Origin of the sequence: Flavobacterium endoglycinae, assembly GCF_017352115.1 — a bacterium.
Classification (GTDB): Bacteria; Bacteroidota; Bacteroidia; order Flavobacteriales; family Flavobacteriaceae; genus Flavobacterium; species Flavobacterium endoglycinae.
This window is the reverse complement of record NZ_CP071448.1, coordinates 3150051-3168772: the sequence shown is the minus strand read 5'-3', so window position 1 is coordinate 3168772 and position 18722 is coordinate 3150051. Positions and strand designations below refer to the sequence as shown.

General features: G+C 33.0%; 19 protein-coding genes and 1 pseudogene. 11 read left to right on the top strand and 9 right to left on the bottom strand.

Annotated features, from left to right (window positions below):
• The first annotated feature begins 86 nt into the window (after positions 1-86).
• The 6 genes from J0383_RS13880 to J0383_RS13855 all read left to right on the top strand — a co-directional run bounded on the left by J0383_RS13880 (position 87) and on the right by J0383_RS13855 (position 7829).
• The gene (locus J0383_RS13880) at positions 87-2177 is read left to right on the top strand and encodes a TonB-dependent receptor (RefSeq protein ID WP_207294631.1); all 2091 of its coding nucleotides are present in this window, start codon (positions 87-89) and stop codon (positions 2175-2177) included.
• Positions 2178-2759, top strand: coding sequence for a hypothetical protein (locus J0383_RS13875; protein ID WP_207294630.1), 582 nt, complete (start codon positions 2178-2180; stop codon positions 2757-2759).
• A gap of 133 nt (positions 2760-2892) precedes the next feature.
• On the top strand, positions 2893-4050 hold the full coding sequence (locus tag J0383_RS13870; RefSeq protein ID WP_207294629.1) for a 5-(carboxyamino)imidazole ribonucleotide synthase: 1158 nt from the start codon (positions 2893-2895) through the stop codon (positions 4048-4050).
• Positions 4051-4395: 345 nt separating this feature from the next.
• Positions 4396-4881 (top strand): 5-(carboxyamino)imidazole ribonucleotide mutase, encoded by a 486-nt coding sequence (gene purE, locus J0383_RS13865; RefSeq protein WP_207294628.1) that lies wholly within the window; start codon positions 4396-4398, stop codon positions 4879-4881.
• Positions 4882-5004: 123 nt separating this feature from the next.
• Positions 5005-7032 (top strand): M3 family metallopeptidase, encoded by a 2028-nt coding sequence (locus J0383_RS13860; protein ID WP_207294627.1) that lies wholly within the window; start codon positions 5005-5007, stop codon positions 7030-7032.
• A gap of 137 nt (positions 7033-7169) precedes the next feature.
• Entirely contained in the window at positions 7170-7829 is a 660-nt protein-coding gene (locus tag J0383_RS13855; protein WP_207294626.1) for a SanA/YdcF family protein, read from the top strand.
• 16 nt (positions 7830-7845) lie between these two features.
• Here the strand turns inward: J0383_RS13855 and J0383_RS13850 are convergent, their stop codons facing one another.
• The 8 genes from J0383_RS13850 to J0383_RS13815 form a co-directional block, all read right to left on the bottom strand.
• Positions 7846-8196, bottom strand: a complete 351-nt coding sequence (locus J0383_RS13850) for a type II toxin-antitoxin system HicB family antitoxin (protein ID WP_207294625.1) — start codon at positions 8194-8196, stop codon at positions 7846-7848.
• A gap of 1 nt (position 8197) precedes the next feature.
• On the bottom strand, positions 8198-8440 hold the full coding sequence (locus J0383_RS13845) for a type II toxin-antitoxin system HicA family toxin (protein ID WP_207294624.1): 243 nt from the start codon (positions 8438-8440) through the stop codon (positions 8198-8200).
• A 266-nt stretch (positions 8441-8706) separates the two neighbouring features.
• Positions 8707-9969 (bottom strand): cation:proton antiporter, encoded by a 1263-nt coding sequence (locus J0383_RS13840; protein ID WP_207294623.1) that lies wholly within the window; start codon positions 9967-9969, stop codon positions 8707-8709.
• 165 nt (positions 9970-10134) lie between these two features.
• Positions 10135-11610 (bottom strand): hypothetical protein, encoded by a 1476-nt coding sequence (locus J0383_RS13835; protein WP_207294622.1) that lies wholly within the window; start codon positions 11608-11610, stop codon positions 10135-10137.
• A 163-nt stretch (positions 11611-11773) separates the two neighbouring features.
• Complete coding sequence (locus J0383_RS13830) at positions 11774-12187, bottom strand: DUF1842 domain-containing protein (protein ID WP_207294621.1); 414 nt, start codon at positions 12185-12187, stop codon at positions 11774-11776.
• A 280-nt stretch (positions 12188-12467) separates the two neighbouring features.
• Positions 12468-12959 (bottom strand): AidA/PixA family protein, encoded by a 492-nt coding sequence (locus tag J0383_RS13825; protein ID WP_207294620.1) that lies wholly within the window; start codon positions 12957-12959, stop codon positions 12468-12470.
• Between the two features lie 33 nt (positions 12960-12992).
• Entirely contained in the window at positions 12993-13508 is a 516-nt protein-coding gene (locus J0383_RS13820) for an AidA/PixA family protein (RefSeq protein ID WP_207294619.1), read from the bottom strand.
• Between the two features lie 63 nt (positions 13509-13571).
• Positions 13572-14087: an inclusion body family protein gene (locus J0383_RS13815; RefSeq protein WP_207294618.1), complete on the bottom strand. Its 516-nt coding sequence runs from the start codon at positions 14085-14087 to the stop codon at positions 13572-13574.
• 309 nt (positions 14088-14396) lie between these two features.
• On the opposite strand from J0383_RS13815, the gene J0383_RS13810 reads away from it, so the two are divergent.
• The 5 genes and pseudogenes from J0383_RS13810 to J0383_RS13790 all read left to right on the top strand — a co-directional run bounded on the left by J0383_RS13810 (position 14397) and on the right by J0383_RS13790 (position 17429).
• Complete coding sequence (locus J0383_RS13810; protein ID WP_207294617.1) at positions 14397-14900, top strand: GbsR/MarR family transcriptional regulator; 504 nt, start codon at positions 14397-14399, stop codon at positions 14898-14900.
• A gap of 101 nt (positions 14901-15001) precedes the next feature.
• Positions 15002-15349 carry a hypothetical protein gene (locus tag J0383_RS13805; protein ID WP_207294616.1) on the top strand — a complete coding sequence of 116 codons (348 nt, stop codon included), beginning with the start codon at positions 15002-15004 and terminating at the stop codon, positions 15347-15349.
• A gap of 18 nt (positions 15350-15367) precedes the next feature.
• Positions 15368-15753: pseudogene (locus tag J0383_RS13800) on the top strand (hypothetical protein).
• A gap of 108 nt (positions 15754-15861) precedes the next feature.
• Positions 15862-16770, top strand: a complete 909-nt coding sequence (locus J0383_RS13795; RefSeq protein WP_207294615.1) for a TIGR01777 family oxidoreductase — start codon at positions 15862-15864, stop codon at positions 16768-16770.
• Between the two features lie 203 nt (positions 16771-16973).
• Positions 16974-17429, top strand: coding sequence for an SRPBCC family protein (locus J0383_RS13790; RefSeq protein WP_207294614.1), 456 nt, complete (start codon positions 16974-16976; stop codon positions 17427-17429).
• A gap of 473 nt (positions 17430-17902) precedes the next feature.
• Here J0383_RS13790 and J0383_RS13785 read toward each other — a convergent pair whose 3' ends face one another.
• The gene (locus tag J0383_RS13785) at positions 17903-18718 is read right to left on the bottom strand and encodes a hypothetical protein (protein WP_207294613.1); all 816 of its coding nucleotides are present in this window, start codon (positions 18716-18718) and stop codon (positions 17903-17905) included.
• Positions 18719-18722 lie beyond the last annotated feature (4 nt).

Below are 18722 nucleotides of genomic sequence, written 5' to 3'. Positions count from 1 at the left end.
TGAATTTAAATAAGTCAAACGCCTTTTTTGCCTCAATCAAAACTATGTTTCTATGTGTTAAAATTATAAGCCTTTAATCTCATTTTATGCTTTTAAAAAAATATTGTTTTTTTCTTTCTGCACTATTGATTCTGCAAAATATTTCGGCACAAAAGAAACAAAACAAAACTACTGATTCCACAAAAACTGAAAAACTGAAAGAAGTTGTTATAAGTCCGCTTCATATTGATACCAATTTGTTAAATACACCTGCTGCAATTGGTATTCTTTCCAAAAAAGATTTACTTCAAAATAATACCACAGATATTACAACAGTTATCAATACGATTCCGGGTGTATTCATGCAGTCTTCGAATTTTACTACAAGCCGAATTTCGATTCGTGGTATTGGCGCAAGAACAACTTACGGAACCAATAAAATCAGAGCTTTTTACGGCAGTATACCGCTGACTTCTGGAAACAGCGAAACTGTAATTGATGATATTGACCTTGAAAACCTCAACCAAATCGAAATCATTAAAGGTCCGCTTTCGAGCGTTTACGGCGCTGGATTGGGCGGTGCAATTTTAATTTCACCTCAGCTTTCTAAAAACAACGGACAGTCTGCCGGCATAAGTACCGTTTTTGGTTCTTACGGATTATTGAAGAACAGTTTGAATTATAGTATAGATGAAAAAACAGGAAGTTTAAACATTAGTTATCATAACTTAAAAACCGACGGCTGGCGGGAAAACAGCGCTTACAATCGCGAAGGCGTTACACTTGCCGGAGAATTATTTAGAAAAAAAAACAGTAAACTTACCTACTTTTCTAACTATACCTATTTGAAAGCCTATATTCCGAGTTCAATTAGTAAAGAAGTTTTTAATACAAATCCAAAAGCTGGAGCGCCAACTTGGGTGGCTTCAAAAGGATATAAAGAATATAAATCAGTTTTAGGCGGATTGGCTTATGATTTTAAAATTAATGATAACTTGAACAATTCGACTTCAGTTTTCATTAATTATAAAGACAGCAACGAACCTCGTCCGTTTGATATTCTCCGTCAATATACATTTGCAACAGGTGCCAGAACTCAGTTTTCGGGGGATTTTAAAATCGGAAAAATTAAAAATCAATTTATTGCTGGTGTAGAATATTTCACAGATACCTATAATGGAAATACGTTCCAAAATCTGTATCAGCAAAATAATGGTTTAGGAAGTCTGCAGGGAAATCAGCTTACAGAAACCGATCAAAAAAGACATTTTTACAATATATTTTCTCAATTAAGAACTTTACTGTCGGAACAATTTGAGATTCAAGCCGGCTTAAATTATAACAAAACCAGATTTGATCTTACTAATTATACTCAAAACATCAATCAGGAATATAGTTACGATGGCATTTTCTCGCCTCAAGTTTCATTTCTTTACAAAACCAATTCTTTACAAACACTTTATTTCTCTGTGAGCCGAGGATTTTCACTTCCAGCAACAGAAGAAACTCTAACAAGCGAAGGCACAATTAATCCGGACATAAAACCCGAAAACGGTTATAATTTTGAAGTTGGCGGAAAATTCTACTTTCTTAATAAAAAGCTTTACACCGAAATTTCTTTATACCGAATGGAAATTAAAGATTTACTCGTTGCCAAAAGAGTCGGCGATGATCAATATTTGGGAACAAATGCTGGAAAAACATCTCACGAAGGAATCGAAATTACTTTAAATCACAATTGGCCCATTAATCGTTTTTTAACATTGAACTCTTACGCCGCAGGATCTATAGGAAATTATAAATTCAAAGAATTTATCGATAACGGCAATGATTTTTCTGGAAACAAACTCACAGGTGTTGCACCACAAAAAATTAATGCCGGCATAATAGTAAACACTAATTTTGGCATTTACTTAAGTGCCGATTATCAATTTGTAGGCGAAATTCAGTTAAACGATGCCAATACAGCTTATTCAGATTCATACGATATTCTAAATTTAAAAACAGGTTATCGATTCGAGATTTTACGAGGATTAACCAGTCATATCTCCGCTGGTGTAAACAATGTAACGAATGAAAAATATGCTTCACTAATTCTGCCAAATGCGGTGCCAACAGGAAACTCATCTCCAAGGTATTATTATCCCGGACTTCCTGTAAATTATTATGGAACTGTATCTTTAAATTATTTATTTTAGATGCTTGAAACCAAATTAAATTCAATGACCATACTTTCTGAATTACAGGAAAAACTGGATTATGTAAGCGCCTACCGGGAAAACCGTTTAAAGTGCGCGCAGGTTATTCTCGAAAATCCATATTTGTTTACTGAATTAATTTCCATTTGTTTCTCGCCCGAAGACAAGAACAATCACAAAGCTTGCTGGATTTTAGAATTTGTATCGTATGAAGAATTGCTTTGGCTCCAGCCGCATCTTGATTTTTTCTGTTCCAATTTGAAAATTCTAAAAGATGAAAGTTCCATTCGTCCCATTGCAAAAGTGATGCAGCTTTTAGTCAAGTCTCATTATAAAAAAGACGAAAACAGTATTCATTTATCAGAAGAAAACCTTCAGGAATGTATAGAAGCAAGCTTTGACTGGCTGATAAATGATGTAAAAGTGGCTACAAAAGCTTATTCGATAAGAACATTATATATTTTAGGAAATCATTACGATTGGATTCATCCAGAACTAAAAATGATTATTGACAAAGATTTCGGAGATCACTCTGCGGCATACAAAGCCGTCGCAAAGGAAGTTTTGAAGAAAATAAAATAGGTTATTGACAGCCACGAATTCACGAATTTTTTTTACACAAAGCAAAAAAGAAAATTCGTGAATTCGTGGCGGGAAAAACTAAATTTTGGCTGAAAAAAGATTAAAAAGTATCTTTGCAAAAACACAACTCAAAATGAATTATTTTTCTTCTGATTTTAAATTAGGAATATTAGGCGGCGGACAATTAGGTAAAATGCTTCTGTTCGACACCAGAAAATTTGACATACAAACTTACGTTCTCGACCCAAGCGACGAAGCGCCCAGCAAAATTGCCTGCAATAAATTCTTTCAAGGCGATTTAATGGATTACGATACGGTTTACAACTTTGGTAAACAAGTCGATGTTTTGACTTTCGAAATCGAATTGGTAAACCTTGAAGCTTTAACACAATTAGAAAACGAAGGCTTAAAAGTATATCCATCTCCAAAAACCTTAAAAGGAATTCAGAATAAAGGAACTCAAAAAGACTTTTATACAGAAAGTAATATTCCGACGGCTTCGTATTTACGATTTGAAAACCCTGAACATTTACAAAAGTCAGTTGGAAATAATGAAATAACAATTCCATTTGTATGGAAATGCACTGAATTTGGTTACGATGGAAATGGCGTAAAAGTAATTCGTCAGATTTCTGACATGGATGATTTACCAAATGTCGAATGTATCGCCGAAACTATGGTTCCGTTCAAAAACGAACTCGCAGTAATTGTGGTAAGAAATCCATCAGGAGAAATTAAAACCTATCCAGTTGTCGAAATGGAGTTTCACCCGGAAGCCAATCAGGTTGAATATGTAATCTGCCCGGCAAGAATCGACGAAAAAGTCGCTGAAAAAGCAAGAGCAATTGCATTGAATGTTTCTGAAAAATTCAACCACGTTGGACTTTTAGCAGTTGAAATGTTCCAAACTCAGGACGACGAAATTTTGGTAAACGAAGTAGCACCGCGTCCGCACAACTCTGGTCATTATTCTATCGAAGCCAGTTATACCTCGCAATTTGAAAATCATTTACGCGCTATTTTAGATCTTCCGTTAGGAAATACAGACAGTAAAGTTGCCGGAATTATGGTAAATTTAGTAGGTGCCGAAGGTTATTCTGGAAATGTAGTGTATGAAAACATCGAAACCATTTTAGGATGGAACGGCGTTACACCACATATTTACGGTAAAAAACAAACACGTCCTTTTAGAAAAATGGGTCACGTAACCATCGTAAATGAAGATATGCAGGAAGCGAGACGCATTGCTGAGGAAGTTAAGAATACTATTAAAGTTATTAGTGCATCATAATTTAAATGAAAAAAGTATTAAAAATCTTTGGATTAATAGTCTTACTTTATATCACAGCACAATTAATACCTATAACTAAACACGGGAGAGGTTTTACAATAGGTTTTCCATTTCGCGTATTTGGAAAAGTTGATGAGGAATGTTATATTACAAAGTATTTTTATCCAGAATTTTTGATTATAAATTTCATTATAATTACAATTGTTGTACTTATAATTTATTCTATAAGTAAATTAATCAAATCCCGATTAAAAAAATACCCTGCAAACAGGAAAACATAAAACAAATGGCAATTTTCAGACTCAGCAAAACTTGAAACCTGAAACTTGAAACAAAAATAAAAACATGAGCAAAGTAGCTATTATAATGGGAAGCATCTCAGACATGCCAGTTATGCAGGATGCAATCGACATATTAAAACAATTTAATGTAGAAGTTGAAGTAGATATAGTTTCGGCACACAGAACACCGGAGAAATTATTCGATTTTAGCAAAAATGCACACAATCGCGGGATTTCGGTAATTATTGCCGGTGCGGGCGGTGCAGCGCATTTGCCTGGAATGGTAGCTTCAATGTCTCCGCTTCCTGTAATTGGAGTTCCAGTAAAATCGAGCAACTCTATTGACGGTTGGGATTCTGTTTTATCTATTTTACAAATGCCAGGTGGCGTTCCTGTTGCAACAGTAGCTTTAAACGGAGCAAAAAATGCTGGGATTTTAGCAGCTCAAATCATTGGAAGCCATGACAAAAAAGTTTTGGACACGATTATTGCTTATAAAGAAGAATTGAAAGAGGCGGTTAATAAAGCGGCTGAAGGATTGAAAAAATAATTCTCCTATAAATTCCTGCAAGGTTTTCAAAACCTTGTAGGTTTGATTATTGCAATCAAAAATTAGAATACTTCAAAAATACCTACAAGGTTTTGAAAACCTTGCAGGACAAAAATCTACAACATGAGCGTATTAACACAATATTTCAATACCAAACATAACACCGCGCCTTTTTCGCAGATTAAAATCGAAGATTACGTTCCTGCTTTTCAGGAAGGGATTGCTTTGGCTAAAGCCGAAATTGATGCGATTGTAAATAATCCAGACGCGCCAACTTTTGAAAACACAATTGTCGCAATGGATTATTCGGGCGACATTTTAGATCGTCTTTCTAGTATTTTCTTCAATTTAAATTCGGCTGAAACGAATGACGAAATGCAGAAAATTGCGCAGGAAGTTTCGCCTTGGCTTTCTGAATTTGGAAATGACATTCGCCTAAATGCGGAATTGTTTGCACGCGTAAAAGCAGTTTACGATCAAAAAGAAAGTTTGAACCTCAACCCAGAGCAAACGACTTTATTAGATAAAAAATACAAAAGTTTTTCTAGAAACGGAGCGAATTTACCAGAAGACAAGAAAAATCAGTTAAGAGAAATCGACAAAGAATTATCGAAATTGAGTTTACAGTTTGGCGAAAATGTTTTGGCAGAAACCAACAATTTCGAATTGCATTTAACAGATGAAAAAGATCTTTCAGGTTTGCCAGAAGGCACAATCGAAGCGGCTAGATTATTAGCCAAAAACCAAGAAAAAGAAGGCTGGATTTTTACTTTAGATCATCCAAGCTACGTTCCGTTTTTAACTTATGCTGATAATCGTGAATTACGCAAAAAAATGGCCATTGCTTTTGGCGCAAAAGGTTTTCAGAAAAATGAATTCAATAACGAGGAAAATGTTTTAAAGATTGCGAAATTGCGTCATGAAAGAGCCAATTTACTGGGTTATAAAACGCACGCTCATTTTGTTTTGGAAGAAAGAATGGCCGAAAGTCCAGAAAAAGTATTTTCTTTCTTGAATGATTTACTGGCAAAAGCAAAACCTGCTGCTCAAAAAGAATTTGCAGAATTAACCGCTTTCGCAAAAGAGTTGCACGGAATTGAGAAATTAGAAAAATGGGACGGCGCTTATTATTCTGAAAAATTAAAACAACAGCTTTTTAATTTAGATGATGAAAAACTAAAACCTTATTTCCAATTAGAAAAAGTTTTAGAAGGTGCTTTTACAGTGGCTAAAAAATTGTACGGTTTAACGTTTACCGAAGTTTTTGATATCGATAAATACCACGAAGAAGTAACAACTTATGAAGTTCGTGATGCTGATAATAATTTAGTTTCGATTTTCTATGCTGATTTTTTCCCTAGAAAAGGAAAAAGAAACGGCGCTTGGATGACTTCATTCAAATCGCAATATGTAAAAGATGGTGTAAACGAAAGACCGCATATTTCGAACGTTTGCAACTTTACAAAACCAACCGAAACAAAACCTTCCTTATTGACTTTTAACGAGGTAACGACTTTATTCCACGAATTTGGTCACGGATTACACGGAATGTTAGCTGATACGGTTTATCCAAGTTTATCTGGAACTTCTGTTTATTGGGACTTTGTAGAATTACCAAGCCAGATTATGGAGAACTGGTGTTACGAACCAGAAGCTTTGGCTTTGTTCGCAAACCATTACGAAACGGGAGAAATTATTCCGATTGAGTATGTTCAGAAAATTAAAGAAAGTGCAAGTTTCCAAGAAGGATTGGCAACATTGCGTCAGTTAAGTTTCGGATTGTTAGATATGGCTTGGCACGGACAAGATCCAACCAATATTACAGATTTGAAAACTTTCGAAACCGAACAATTTGCCAACACGCAATTGTATCCAGATGTAAAAGAAAACGCAATGAGTACTGCTTTTTCTCATATTTTCCAAGGTGGATATTCTTCTGGATATTACAGCTACAAATGGGCAGAAGTTCTAGATGCAGATGCTTTTGAATATTTCCATGAAAATGGAATTTTCAATGAAGAAATCGCTAAAAAATTCAAAGACAATGTTCTTTCAAAAGGAGGAACAGAACATCCAATGACTTTATACAAACGTTTCAGAGGCCAGGAACCAAAACCTGAAGCTTTGTTGAAGAGAGCAGGACTTTTATAATTTTAAATTTCTGAATTTAGATTAAGATTCTTTACCCAATAAATTTAGATTAAACCGAAGCTTTTTGCTTCGGTTTTTTTATTTGATTTTGTCTAACTATATTAGTATTTTTAAATCTTAATCTTACAAAATACATTTTGAAAAAATATTTTAAAATAGCACTTTATCTTGTCATTATCGGATTGGTTACGGTTGTTTCTGTAAATTATTATGTGGTTTCTTCAACTAAAACTAAGATTTATTATTCCGCTAAAAAGTTTCCAAAGAATGATGTTGGAATTATTTTTGGCGCTGGAATTAATGGCAATCAGCCAAGCAAATATTTAAAAGACCGACTTGATGCCGGAATCCTGCTTTGGAAAACAAAACGCATCAATAAAATTCTGCTTTCTGGAGATAATGGTCGTGAAGAATATGATGAATTGACTGTAATGAAGAATTATTGTTACTCGCACGGAGTTGACACTACAAAAATTTTTATTGATTATGCTGGTTTCGATACCTATTCGACAATGTATCGGGCAAAACATATTTTTAAAATCAAAAGAGCTACTTTGATTTCTCAGAAATACCATTTAAACCGCGCGATTTACATAGGAAATAAATTGGGAATAAAATCAGCTGGATATTCTGCAAATAAAGGAGAATATTTAGGTTATAATTATGTCCAGTTTAGAGAATGCCTTTCAAGATGTAAATCCTTTTTTGATGTTTTAAGAAATCGCGAGCCGAAGTTTTTAGGCAGAGAAATTAATATAAATGGAGAATCTAATTATTCGAAAGATGATAAACGATAAAAAATCTTTAGCTTTTTTAGTTTAAAACCTCTTCATGTTTTACAATATAAGATATTGCTTCTTTTACAATTTCATTTAAATTTAATCCTTTTTTAACTGCCAACAGCGCTATTTTTTGATGCAATTCTTGTGATACACGTACATTAAAAGATCCTTTATACGTTTTATCTGGAACTTTATTTAATAATTTACAAGTTCCTAAATAATCTTCAACAGCTTCTTTAAAAGACTCTTCCAATTCAGTCACCGAAGAACCTTCAAAAGTTACTAAATCAGTTATCCCATGAATTTTTCCAAAGAATATTTTATCATCTGCAGAAAATTCTAATGTACCAATATATCCGTTATATTCTAAATAGTTTTTCATATTACAATTCTAAATATTCAATAATAATATCAAGCTGATACCCTTTCAAAACTTTTTGTGGATGTGGTTCGTGTAGACTTATAATCTGTTTATTTTCATTTACAAATTTCCTTCTTGATCCACCTGTTTTTCCTTGTGAGATCTGATTATAACCAAAATGATGTAGCACTTTCAGCATTTCATCCCAAGAAAAATCTTTTGGTCTTGATTTCAACCTTTCAATAAGTTTATCAATTTTACTCATACAAATTTATCATTAAATCCTCATTATGCAACTACAATTTAGTTACAAAATAACTTATTGGCTAAAATTAAGAAAAATCTTTCAAAATAAATAAACTTAAAAGCTTAAAATACTCAATCACAAAAAAATATAAAAAAACCCTGAAAAAAAATTACAGGGTTTTCAGTTAATAATTTAATGACAAAGAAAAAATCTTTCTTCTTTTCTCTTTTCTCTATTTTCTTTACTCTTTTCTCTTTTCTCTATTTTCTTTAATCTATTTTCTTTTACTCTTTCTCCAAAACTCGTTTTGCTAATTTCCCAACTGTCAATCCTTGAACTACAATTGAGAATAAAACAACAATATAAGTCACCTCTAAAAGTAAGTTTTTATATTCTCCTTCCGGCATAGAAAGCACTAACGCAATAGAAACTCCACCACGGATTCCTCCCCAAACTAAAACCATCAAAGAACCTTTGTTGTAAGCCGATTTAATTCGGAAGAACTTAAAGATATCGAAGAATTTCCATGGCAAAACTATTGAAGTTAATCTTGAAAACAATACAATAAAAATTGCTACAAAACCTGTTAGCAATTGCTTGTTCAAATCTGGAAGTAACAACAATTCAAATCCAATAAAAAGAAATAAAACAGCATTTAAGATCTCATCAATCAGTTCCCAAAACTTTCCTAAATAGTCTTTAGTCACTTCGCTCATCGCAACTTTTTTACCGTAATTTCCAATAATCAATCCAGCAACAACCATTGCTAGCGGACTAGAAACATGTAATGCTTGTGCAACTAAAAAACCTCCCGTTACGATAGAAAGCGTGATTAAAACAGAAACTTTATAATCATCAACTTTCTTCATGACTCTTGAAGCTGTAAATCCGAAAACGGCTCCTAATAAAAGTCCGCCGATTCCTTCTTTGGCGAAAAGCCAGGCAATAGATCCAAAACTAACATCAAATGTGGGATCGGTGGCCATTTTTAAAACAACCGCAAACATTACTACTGCTACTCCATCATTAAACAAGGATTCCCCAACAATTTTGGTTTCGATTCTTTTCGGAACTTTTGCTTCTTTTAAAACTCCCAAAACCACGATTGGATCGGTTGGAGAAATTAAGGTTCCAAAAACCAAACAGAATACATAAGGGATTTTTATACCTAAAAGCGGTGCTATATAATAAAGCAGTAAAGAAATAATTATAGCTGATAACACTACACTAACGGTAGAGTAAATCATAATAGGTACTTTTTGTTCTTTAAGATCGGATATGTTTACATGAAGAGCTCCCGCAAACAAAAGAAAGTTCAGCATGGCTCCCATTAAAATTTCATTGAAATCAAATTGTTTGATTAAATCAAAAAAATGTTTGGTGGTTGCTGGAAAATAAGAATCTCCCAACAGACGAATTCCAACAGAAACCAACATGGCAATAATCATGATTCCGATTGTTCCTGGAAGTTTTAAAAATCTTAAATTTAAATAGGCGAAGAAAGAAGCTAGTACGATTAGTACCGAAAATGTGTAGTATAATTCCATAAAATGTGATTTTTACAAAAATATCCTTCTCATTACTTAATGTAAAATTCAGGCTCTCAATTAACATAACTTTATAATTAGTTTAATCGTTAAGGGCTTTACATAATTGAAAAGCCGAAGCAGATGCTTCGGCCTTTCTGTGATAAACTTTTTATAATTAACAATTTATTTATTATCACGAACAAACTCTTTAAATTGTTTAAGCTTAAGTGTTTTTGTTTCCTTAATACGATCCGTTTTGGTATTAGCATTTTTAGCTGTTGTTTTAGGTTTCGTAGTGTATAAATAAGATTCAAAAACATGACTTAAATATAGAGGTGATTTTCCGATACCTCGGGATTTATCAAAGTTTTGAGATTGATGACAGGTAAAGCAATTTACTAAATTTCCAGCATTAATATCATGTACATCGCTCTTAAAGGTTTGAGTATAAGTTTCCATCGTAATATTAGCCAAATTGGAAGAACCTCTTGCTAATGAGTCAGGAAGTACACTCGAAATTTTGCTTTTTACAATCATTTTAGCCTGCTGTTCTGCAGACATTCCATCTGTATCTAGCCAAATAGATCCGTTGTAGAAATAATTTTTAAAAACGTCTTTTAATTTAGACTGCACGCATTTATTGATCGTTTCAATATTATCAATATTTACAGGTTCAGACTGACTAGTTTTCATAAAATCATTAGATCCTAAAACTTTCGGCACACCATATTCATATAAAACAAACGCTTTGGTTGGTGTTAATGGTTGTTGAATACTGTCGTTATAAGTGATTCCTTTTAATCCTGAAGTTGTTCCTTTTTCATAAAATAAAGTCTCGTCAACAGAAGTCACAGAATTATTTTTCCAATCGTAAACTGGTGCCATTCCTTTATGTTCAAAAGTTGCCCAGATAAACTCAGGATGATTTTTGACCACACCAACAACGTGCATTCCAAGTAATGCCATCGATTTTGCAACATATTGACCTTTGCTGTTTTTAACAGCTGCTTTTGTTACAAAATAATCTGCAATTTTACTTTGAGGAATTGCATCGGTACTGATCCATGAAACTTTTAATTCAAGTGAACCAACTGGAAATGTTTCTAAATTAGAATAAGGAGTTTTTCCACTGTTAATGTCAGACGCTGCATGTACTGCTTTATCAAACAATATTTTATTCATATGAATAGAATAATACACGGTATCTCCTGCTTTTTTGCCAGGAACAAATTTAGGATTAGACACTAAAATTCCTTCCGGTCCAGCCTGATTAATTGAACTTAAAACTAATTTCAAACCTAATTGAGGGGCAACTGGTGCCATTTCTGGACTTACAACATCAAGTGAATCTAAAAATAAAGGTTGTCCGTTTACAGGTTTTGTCAACCATAAAAATTTCTGCCATGACCACTGATGGAAAATACAATTGGTTGTACTTGGAACATCAAACGGACTTCCGTCACCTTCTTTCGGTGCAGGAGTTTGTTCATGAGGAAACCAGCTGTCTTCGCATTCGCAGGGTGCAGATGGTGCTGCCGAAGCATATCCAGAAGAAGTTCCAAATTTGTTTATTATTTTTTCTTTGTTCAGAAAAAATATAACTGCAGCAGCTATTAGAAAAAGAACTAATAAACTGATGATAATGGGTTTTCTTTTCATTTGTTTTTGATTGTTTTTAGGAGAAACAAAACAGAGAGAATGTTATAGTAAAAAAGGCCGTCGAAAAAGACGGCCCTTTAAATCAAAACTGTAACCAAATCAGGAAACCTTAATAAATCCTAACTGTTTCGATTTTGGAGTTGTTTAATTTGGGGGCTTTTTATTATACCAACTCTGCTTGTAAATTTGCTGCAGCTTTTACCGGTACATTTTCGATATCGTGCTGGTAGTATGAAAAACCACCTGTACCATTCCATGAACCGTCGATAGCTAGATGAGCATCAAAATTTGCTAAGAAAGCACCAATTGCTGGTGGAGGAAAAGTGTGAACATATTGTCCTTGTAAACTTACCACTTGAGTAAATTGTCCAAATCCTGTTGCATATATTTTTCCAGTTACTGGAACCACAATATGACCATCAGGACCACTTATAGCCTGAGTAATTACTACTGTACCAGAAACAGAATTTTGTGATGGTACAACAACTAAACTAAATGATGCGATTGGAGCACCTGGTGTTCCAACATTTCCAATTGTGCCTTTTGCTAAATAAGCACCTGCTAATAGATCTGACATAACTTTTTGTTTTTGGGTTTCCTACTCATAAGGCTTTTCGGGTCCGCCTCGTTTTTTCTTGTGGGTTCTGCTCCACTTATTTGATTTGTTCTCCTATTTAAATACTTGAGGGAATATTTAAAAAGAGTTTCTGGGTTTATTTATACTTCAAAACTATATCTTACAGATAGACTTTAGTAAAAAAATGTTATGAAGTAGAAATTCTTTGACACGAAAAAGGAGAAGAATGACATTAGAAATTTTGGCAGGTAAAAACACTTGTTTCTCTATAAAAACAAGTTTACTCTATTGAGAAATTCAGGCGAAGTTCAAAAAATCCCTGAGGGGTAAAATCATAATTGAAAACACCAAAATGAATGCCGTATTCGCTTTCACCAGTATTTAAAATTTTATTTCTGTGAATTGAAAAAGTTCGTTTTTCTTTGGTCGTTTCAAGCGGATCAAAATGTGTTGGAATAATAGTCTCAACAGATTCATGTGAAATTTGAATTTGCTCGAGAATGCTGCTATTTCCATATTCTTTTAAATCATATACCAATATAGTATTATCAAAATTGGCACTCTCAGAAACCAAATGAAAATTGATCTCATCTACAGCTTCTTTTTTGAATTTTACCACATTCTTTTTCAGTTCCTCTATTCTATCTGAATATCCTGCTTTAACTATACAGACATATTCTTCAGAAATTAAAGTAGGTTCATTCTTCTCAAGACTGGGAGTGGAATATTCCCTCAATAAAAGAGAAGTTTCTATGATAATATAAATTTGCATATTGAAAGTTGTTTATATTCTGTTGATTCAATCTTAAAAAGCAACAACAACAGGTTTCCAACCAAAGAAGCCAAAAAGTTTTAGATCGGAATCGTACAAAGCAAATCGTAAACCATAATCTTGCTTTCCTTTTTTTTGAACTGTATTTTGGGCAAACCAAAAATTCTGTGTTGATGATTCAACTTCCAAAGGATTAAATTCATCAGGAACAACGACATCAGCATCGGGGAAATTCTCAAGAGTAAAATCGGGGTTTTTAAAAATACGATCTTTACCAAAATTGTCTAATTCATATAAAACCACTGGATTATCAAAATTGTTATATTCAGAAGTCGCATAAAAACGAACCACATCTCCCTGTTTCGCACCAATATTTAGATTTCCCGTTCCTTGTCCGCTCAAACCAGCATGACCAGAAGCTACCATAAACTGATAATTACTCCCAATTAGAGTGGGATTTTCCTGATCTGTGCTTGGATCTCCGTAATCACTCATTATACGACTGGTATCAATAATGATGTTAACGTTTATAATTTTATTTTTAGACATAATTCTATTTCGTTTTAAGATTAAAAAGGTTCTGCCGTATGACAGAACCTTTTTTTAAATTAATTACTGAGCCGTAATGGCTGGATCCCAGCTAAAATAGCCGTACAGATTTAAATCTGAATCGTACAATGCAAACTGCAATCCGTAATTTTCAGTACCTTTTGCATTTACAGTATTCTGAGCAAACCAGAAATTTTGAGTAGATTGTGCTGTTACAAGTGGATTAAAACTAGTTGGAACTACAATGTCTACACCTGGAAAATTTTGAAGTTCAAAGTTTGGATTTTGAAATACATTGTCTCCGCCAAACTTGAAAAGCTTGTATAAAATCACCGGATTATCATAGTTATTGTATTCAGAAGTTGCATAAAAACGAACAACATCTCCTTGATTAGCAAGGATACTTAAATCGCCTGTTCCTTGTCCGCTAATATTTGCTGTATCAGAAACTACCATAAATTGATAATTATGTCCAATCCCTGTTGGGTTGTTCTGATCTTTACTTGGCGATGGAAAATCATTTATTAAACGACTAGAGTCGATAATGATATTCACGTTTATAATCTTATTTCTAGACATGATAATTTTGTTTTTGGCTCTTACTCATAAGGCTTTTCAGATTCCGCCTCGTTTTTTAAAGTGGGTTCTGCTCCACATAAGTTAAGTTGAAAATAGATTTGGACCGGCTTATTATATTTTCTATTTCAAAATTATATTACAATTCCTACATGAATAAAAAAATTGTCATGAAACATAAAATATTATGAATGAAATACTTAAAATACATACATAAAACTATTCTTACAATGAATTGATTTCAAAAACAATATCCGTAATCAAACTTTCAATTATTTTTGAAAGTTTAAAAACTTTTATTACATTTGAACTATGGATTACAAAGAAGCAAAAAATAAATTCGTTCAAACTTGGGGAGCATTGGGTTCTCAATGGGGTATTAATAAAACGATGGCACAGATCCACGCTTTATTAATGGTATCCAACGAAGCTGTTTCGATGGAAGACATTATGGAAGAATTGCAAATTTCCCGTGGTAACGCCAGCATGAACTTAAGAGCTTTAATGGATTGGGGAATTGTATATAAAGAATTTAAAGCAGGCGAAAGAAAAGAATTCTTTACTGCCGAAAAAGATTTAGATGAATTGGCCGTAAAAATTTCGCGAGAAAGAAGTAAAAGAGAAATCAAACCGACTCTTAAAATTTTAAAAGAAGTTTCGACTATAGAAGTAAAAGATTCAGCAGAAGAAAAACACTTCGTAGATCAAACTTCCAAATTGTATGATTTTGTTTTAAAAGCCGACAATATGCTGGACAAAATGACTGAGTTTAATGATAACTGGTTGGGAAAACTGGTTATCAAAATGATGAAATAAAAAAATTTAATTTTTACTTTCAATTATTTCTGAAAGTTTAAAAACAACAATAGTTATAGTATTCTTCCTGACATTTATTATTTATAATCAAAAAAGAAATTATGAACTTCAACGTTATTGGATATTTTATCTACCTCATTATTACGATTCTAATAATTCTAAAGGTTGGGAAAATCTGTTATAAAAATGGAAACATCTACGTTTCAGAATTAATTCCGAATCATGCAGATATCTGTCAAAAAATAAATCAGGTTTTACTGATGGCGTATTATCTTTTAAATATTGGCTATTGTGCCATGACTTTAATATCCTGGCAAAAAATAATCTCCATCACCCAATTAATCGAAACCATTGGATCTAAAACTTCTCTTATCATTTTTATTATATCAGTTTTGCATTACCTCAACATTGTACTTATTACAAAATACATTCAAAAATTAATCAAGTAACAACTAAAATTAAATATCATGGAAACTACAAAAATCTTAATCGGTTATAGCATTTATTTACCAGTTGCTTTGTTTTTAACTTATTACGTTTCTAAAACGCTTTTTAAAAATGGAAAAATATTTATGCTGGACATTTTTAAAGGAAGAGAAGATATTGCTCAGGCTACGAATAAACTTTTCGAAACGGGATTTTATCTTTTAAATATTGGTTTTGCTTTAATGATTTAGAATTACAATTAAGCAGAGACAGTTATCAGCAATTAATCGAAAACTTAAGTTATAAAATTGGAGGATTTTCTATTTATCTTGGTATCATGTTGTTCTTCAATTTGTATTTCTTTTTTAGAGGAAAAAGAAAAGCTAAAGAGAGTCAACGTGAAGAAAGATTGGTTTTTAAAGCTTAATCATTAAAATTATTCGTCACGAATTCACGAATTGAAAATTAAAAAAAATCTTGAATTGCTTCGCCTGTTCTATATCGCTCGGGTCATGCGAAAAAAAAAATTACACAAATGAAAAAACTCATTATAGCAGCAGGAACTGGATTTCTCGGACAGGTTTTAGTAAATCATTTCAAGAATAAATTTGATGAAATTGTAATTCTCACTCGAGGGAAATCAAAAACAGAAAACGGAATTAAATATGTAAACTGGAATGCCAAAACATTTTCTGGCTGGGAAAAGGAATTAGAAAACGCAACGGTTTTAATTAATCTTGCCGGAAAATCTGTTGATTGCCGTTACACCAAAGAAAACAAAAAAGAAATTTTATGGTCCAGAATTGACAGCACCAAAGTTTTAAACAAAGCGGTTTTAAATTGCCAGAATCCGCCGAAACATTGGCTGAATTCATCAACAGCAACTATTTATCGTTTTTCATTAGACAAACAAATGGATGAAGTTGACGGAGAAATTGGAAATGATTTTTCTATAAATGTGGCCTTGTCTTGGGAAAAAGCTTTCTTTAAAACTGAAACTCCGAGAACATTGAAAACGGCTTTACGCACTTCTATTGTTTTAGGAAAAAACGGCGGTGCTTTTGTTCCATTAAAGACTTTAGCAAAAATTGGTTTTGGAGGAAAACAAGGAAATGGAAACCAGTTTGTGAGCTGGATTCATGAAGAAGATTTTGCCAATGCAGTTGATTTTAGTATTGAAAAAGAAATGACCGGCGTTATCAATGTCGTTTCTCCTGAACCAATTCAAAACAAAGATTTCATGCAGAAACTAAGAAAGGCAGTTGGTTTTCCATTCGGAATTCCGTTGAATAAATTTTTGTTGGAAATTGGATCATTTTTTATTAGAACCGAAACCGAATTGGTTTTGAAAAGCAGGAATGTGATTCCGAAACGACTTTTAGAAAATGGGTTTCAGTTTAAGTTTGGGAATATTGATGAGGCATTTGAAGATTTACTTCATTAAAAAAACTTTTGGAAAATTAGAAAGCTTTTTTTGTACTCCAGAGGAGCAAAATATTTATAGAATCCGATAACATTCGTTTGTTAAGCTCCAGCGGAGCGAAATGTTTTTTTTAAAATAGATATATCACTCCGCTGGGCTCTAATTACTCATAATTTTATTGCTATAAATATGTCGTCCCTCTGGGACTTAAATAATCTAAAATCGTGACCTCAATAAATCTAACCACAAAAATAAACGCAACAAAACAAACCGTTTTCGATGCCTCAAGAAACATAGACATTCATCAAAAATCTGCAAGTCCTTCAAAAGAAAAAGCAATTGCGGGAATAACTTCTGGTTTAATCAATTTAAACGAAACTGTGACTTGGCGTGGTAAACATTTTGGATTTTATCTTACGCATAAAAGTAGAATTACCGCCATGAATCTTTACGATTATTTTGTGGATGAAATGGAAGAAGGCAAATTCGAATCTTTCAAACATCAACATTTTTTTGAAGAAGAAAATGGAATCACAATCATGAAAGATAAATTACAATATGAAACTCCGTTTGGAATCTTCGGAAAATTATTTGATGTTTTGTTTTTGAAAAGACATTTGACAAGTTTTCTTTTGGAAAGAAATAAAGTTTTAAAAGAGGTTTCTGAAATGCAATATTGATTTTTGAATTGCCTCCAGCTTTAGCTGGAGGTTAAAGAGATCCTTCCAATCTGGCTTTAGCCAAACTTGAGTTTTGGTAAAAGCCCAAAACATCGATTAAATTTCTCCTCCAGCTAAAGCTGGAGGCAATTCAAAAAAATCAAATAAAAATTCAATTTTTCAAACAATCTATTTCAAAAATAGCCCAAGGTTTCAATCTTTGGGAAACCTTATCAAAATTCTTGTGAAATACAAAACAAAAACGTCCCAAAGGTTGAAACCATTGGCTATGTTTCTTTAAATATTCTGTTTAATTTCTTTTGAAAATGATACTTTCTCACTTTCCCACTTGCGTGAGGGATCGAGGCGGTATCCTTTTATGAAGCGGAGCGGAGTAAAAGATATAGCCGAAAGCCCGACAGCATTTAAGAAAGGCCTAATGCGCGCAAAGATTGTTAAGGCCTTTTTTAAATGGTGGCACGCCCAAAATAGTTTTATCTCAAAAAAGCAATCATCAGCCACCAAAAAATCGGTACGCTTTCTACCCAAAAAGAAGTATAATATTTGGAACGATTGGGATTAGCGAAAGCAATAAACAACATCAGCATAGTTACCATAATTAAATTGATAATGGCATCATGAATGTTGAATGTTGAAATAAAAACTTCCAGAAACCAAAAAGGAATCAATAATAGAAATCCTAAAAGTTTGGTTTTCTTAACTCCTATGGTCTGGGGAACAGTCTGCAAATGCGGATCGTCATTGGCTAAATCTATAATTTCAAAAACTAAAATCAGTACAAAAACCAAAACAAATCGTTGAATACATTTGATAAAGAAATCTATCGCAAAAGGAACTTCGGCATTTATTAACGGAAGAACCAAAGTAGCGCCAACCCAGCAAAGTGCTACGATATAAATTTTTACGCCTGCCCAGTTTCTGGCATTTCTTCGATTTGGAAAAAAAGGCAATGTATAAAGTGCGGTTATGGCAAAAATTACAACCGAAACTATTTGCGTAATTCTTTTAAGATGGAAAAAATAATAACCGACTAAAACAACAGAAATAAAACTCAAAGCAGCAATAATTTTCAATTGAGTTCCAATTGGTTTTTTCTTCACTCGAACTAGTGCATCATATTTTACGAAATTATATCCTACAATTGTTCCAAAAAAAACAAACAAAGCCATCGACTCATCATACTGAACATGAAACACATGAAACGTAATTTGTACCAAAGCATAACACGAAAAAGCCACGTGAATACTGCTGTTTAAATAAAAATCAAATATTTGTTTTAGAAGTTTCATAGCT

Bases quoted from the DNA above. Each gene is read 5' to 3' on its own strand.
- J0383_RS13840 (WP_207294623.1), bottom strand. From the start codon at position 9,969: ATGGAATTATACTACACATTTTCGGTACTAATCGTACTAGCTTCTTTC.
- J0383_RS13820 (WP_207294619.1), bottom strand. From the start codon at position 13,508: ATGTCTAAAAATAAAATTATAAACGTTAACATCATTATTGATACCAGT.
- J0383_RS13825 (WP_207294620.1), bottom strand. From the start codon at position 12,959: ATGCAAATTTATATTATCATAGAAACTTCTCTTTTATTGAGGGAATAT.
- J0383_RS13810 (WP_207294617.1), top strand. From the start codon at position 14,397: ATGGATTACAAAGAAGCAAAAAATAAATTCGTTCAAACTTGGGGAGCA.
- J0383_RS13860 (WP_207294627.1), top strand. From the start codon at position 5,005: ATGAGCGTATTAACACAATATTTCAATACCAAACATAACACCGCGCCT.
- J0383_RS13805 (WP_207294616.1), top strand. From the start codon at position 15,002: ATGAACTTCAACGTTATTGGATATTTTATCTACCTCATTATTACGATT.
- J0383_RS13835 (WP_207294622.1), bottom strand. From the start codon at position 11,610: ATGAAAAGAAAACCCATTATCATCAGTTTATTAGTTCTTTTTCTAATA.
- J0383_RS13795 (WP_207294615.1), top strand. From the start codon at position 15,862: ATGAAAAAACTCATTATAGCAGCAGGAACTGGATTTCTCGGACAGGTT.
- J0383_RS13830 (WP_207294621.1), bottom strand. From the start codon at position 12,187: ATGTCAGATCTATTAGCAGGTGCTTATTTAGCAAAAGGCACAATTGGA.
- J0383_RS13785 (WP_207294613.1), bottom strand. From the start codon at position 18,718: ATGAAACTTCTAAAACAAATATTTGATTTTTATTTAAACAGCAGTATT.
- J0383_RS13815 (WP_207294618.1), bottom strand. From the start codon at position 14,087: ATGTCTAGAAATAAGATTATAAACGTGAATATCATTATCGACTCTAGT.
- J0383_RS13850 (WP_207294625.1), bottom strand. From the start codon at position 8,196: ATGAAAAACTATTTAGAATATAACGGATATATTGGTACATTAGAATTT.
- J0383_RS13845 (WP_207294624.1), bottom strand. From the start codon at position 8,440: ATGAGTAAAATTGATAAACTTATTGAAAGGTTGAAATCAAGACCAAAA.
- J0383_RS13880 (WP_207294631.1), top strand. From the start codon at position 87: ATGCTTTTAAAAAAATATTGTTTTTTTCTTTCTGCACTATTGATTCTG.
- purE (WP_207294628.1), top strand. From the start codon at position 4,396: ATGAGCAAAGTAGCTATTATAATGGGAAGCATCTCAGACATGCCAGTT.
- J0383_RS13875 (WP_207294630.1), top strand. From the start codon at position 2,178: ATGCTTGAAACCAAATTAAATTCAATGACCATACTTTCTGAATTACAG.
- J0383_RS13870 (WP_207294629.1), top strand. From the start codon at position 2,893: ATGAATTATTTTTCTTCTGATTTTAAATTAGGAATATTAGGCGGCGGA.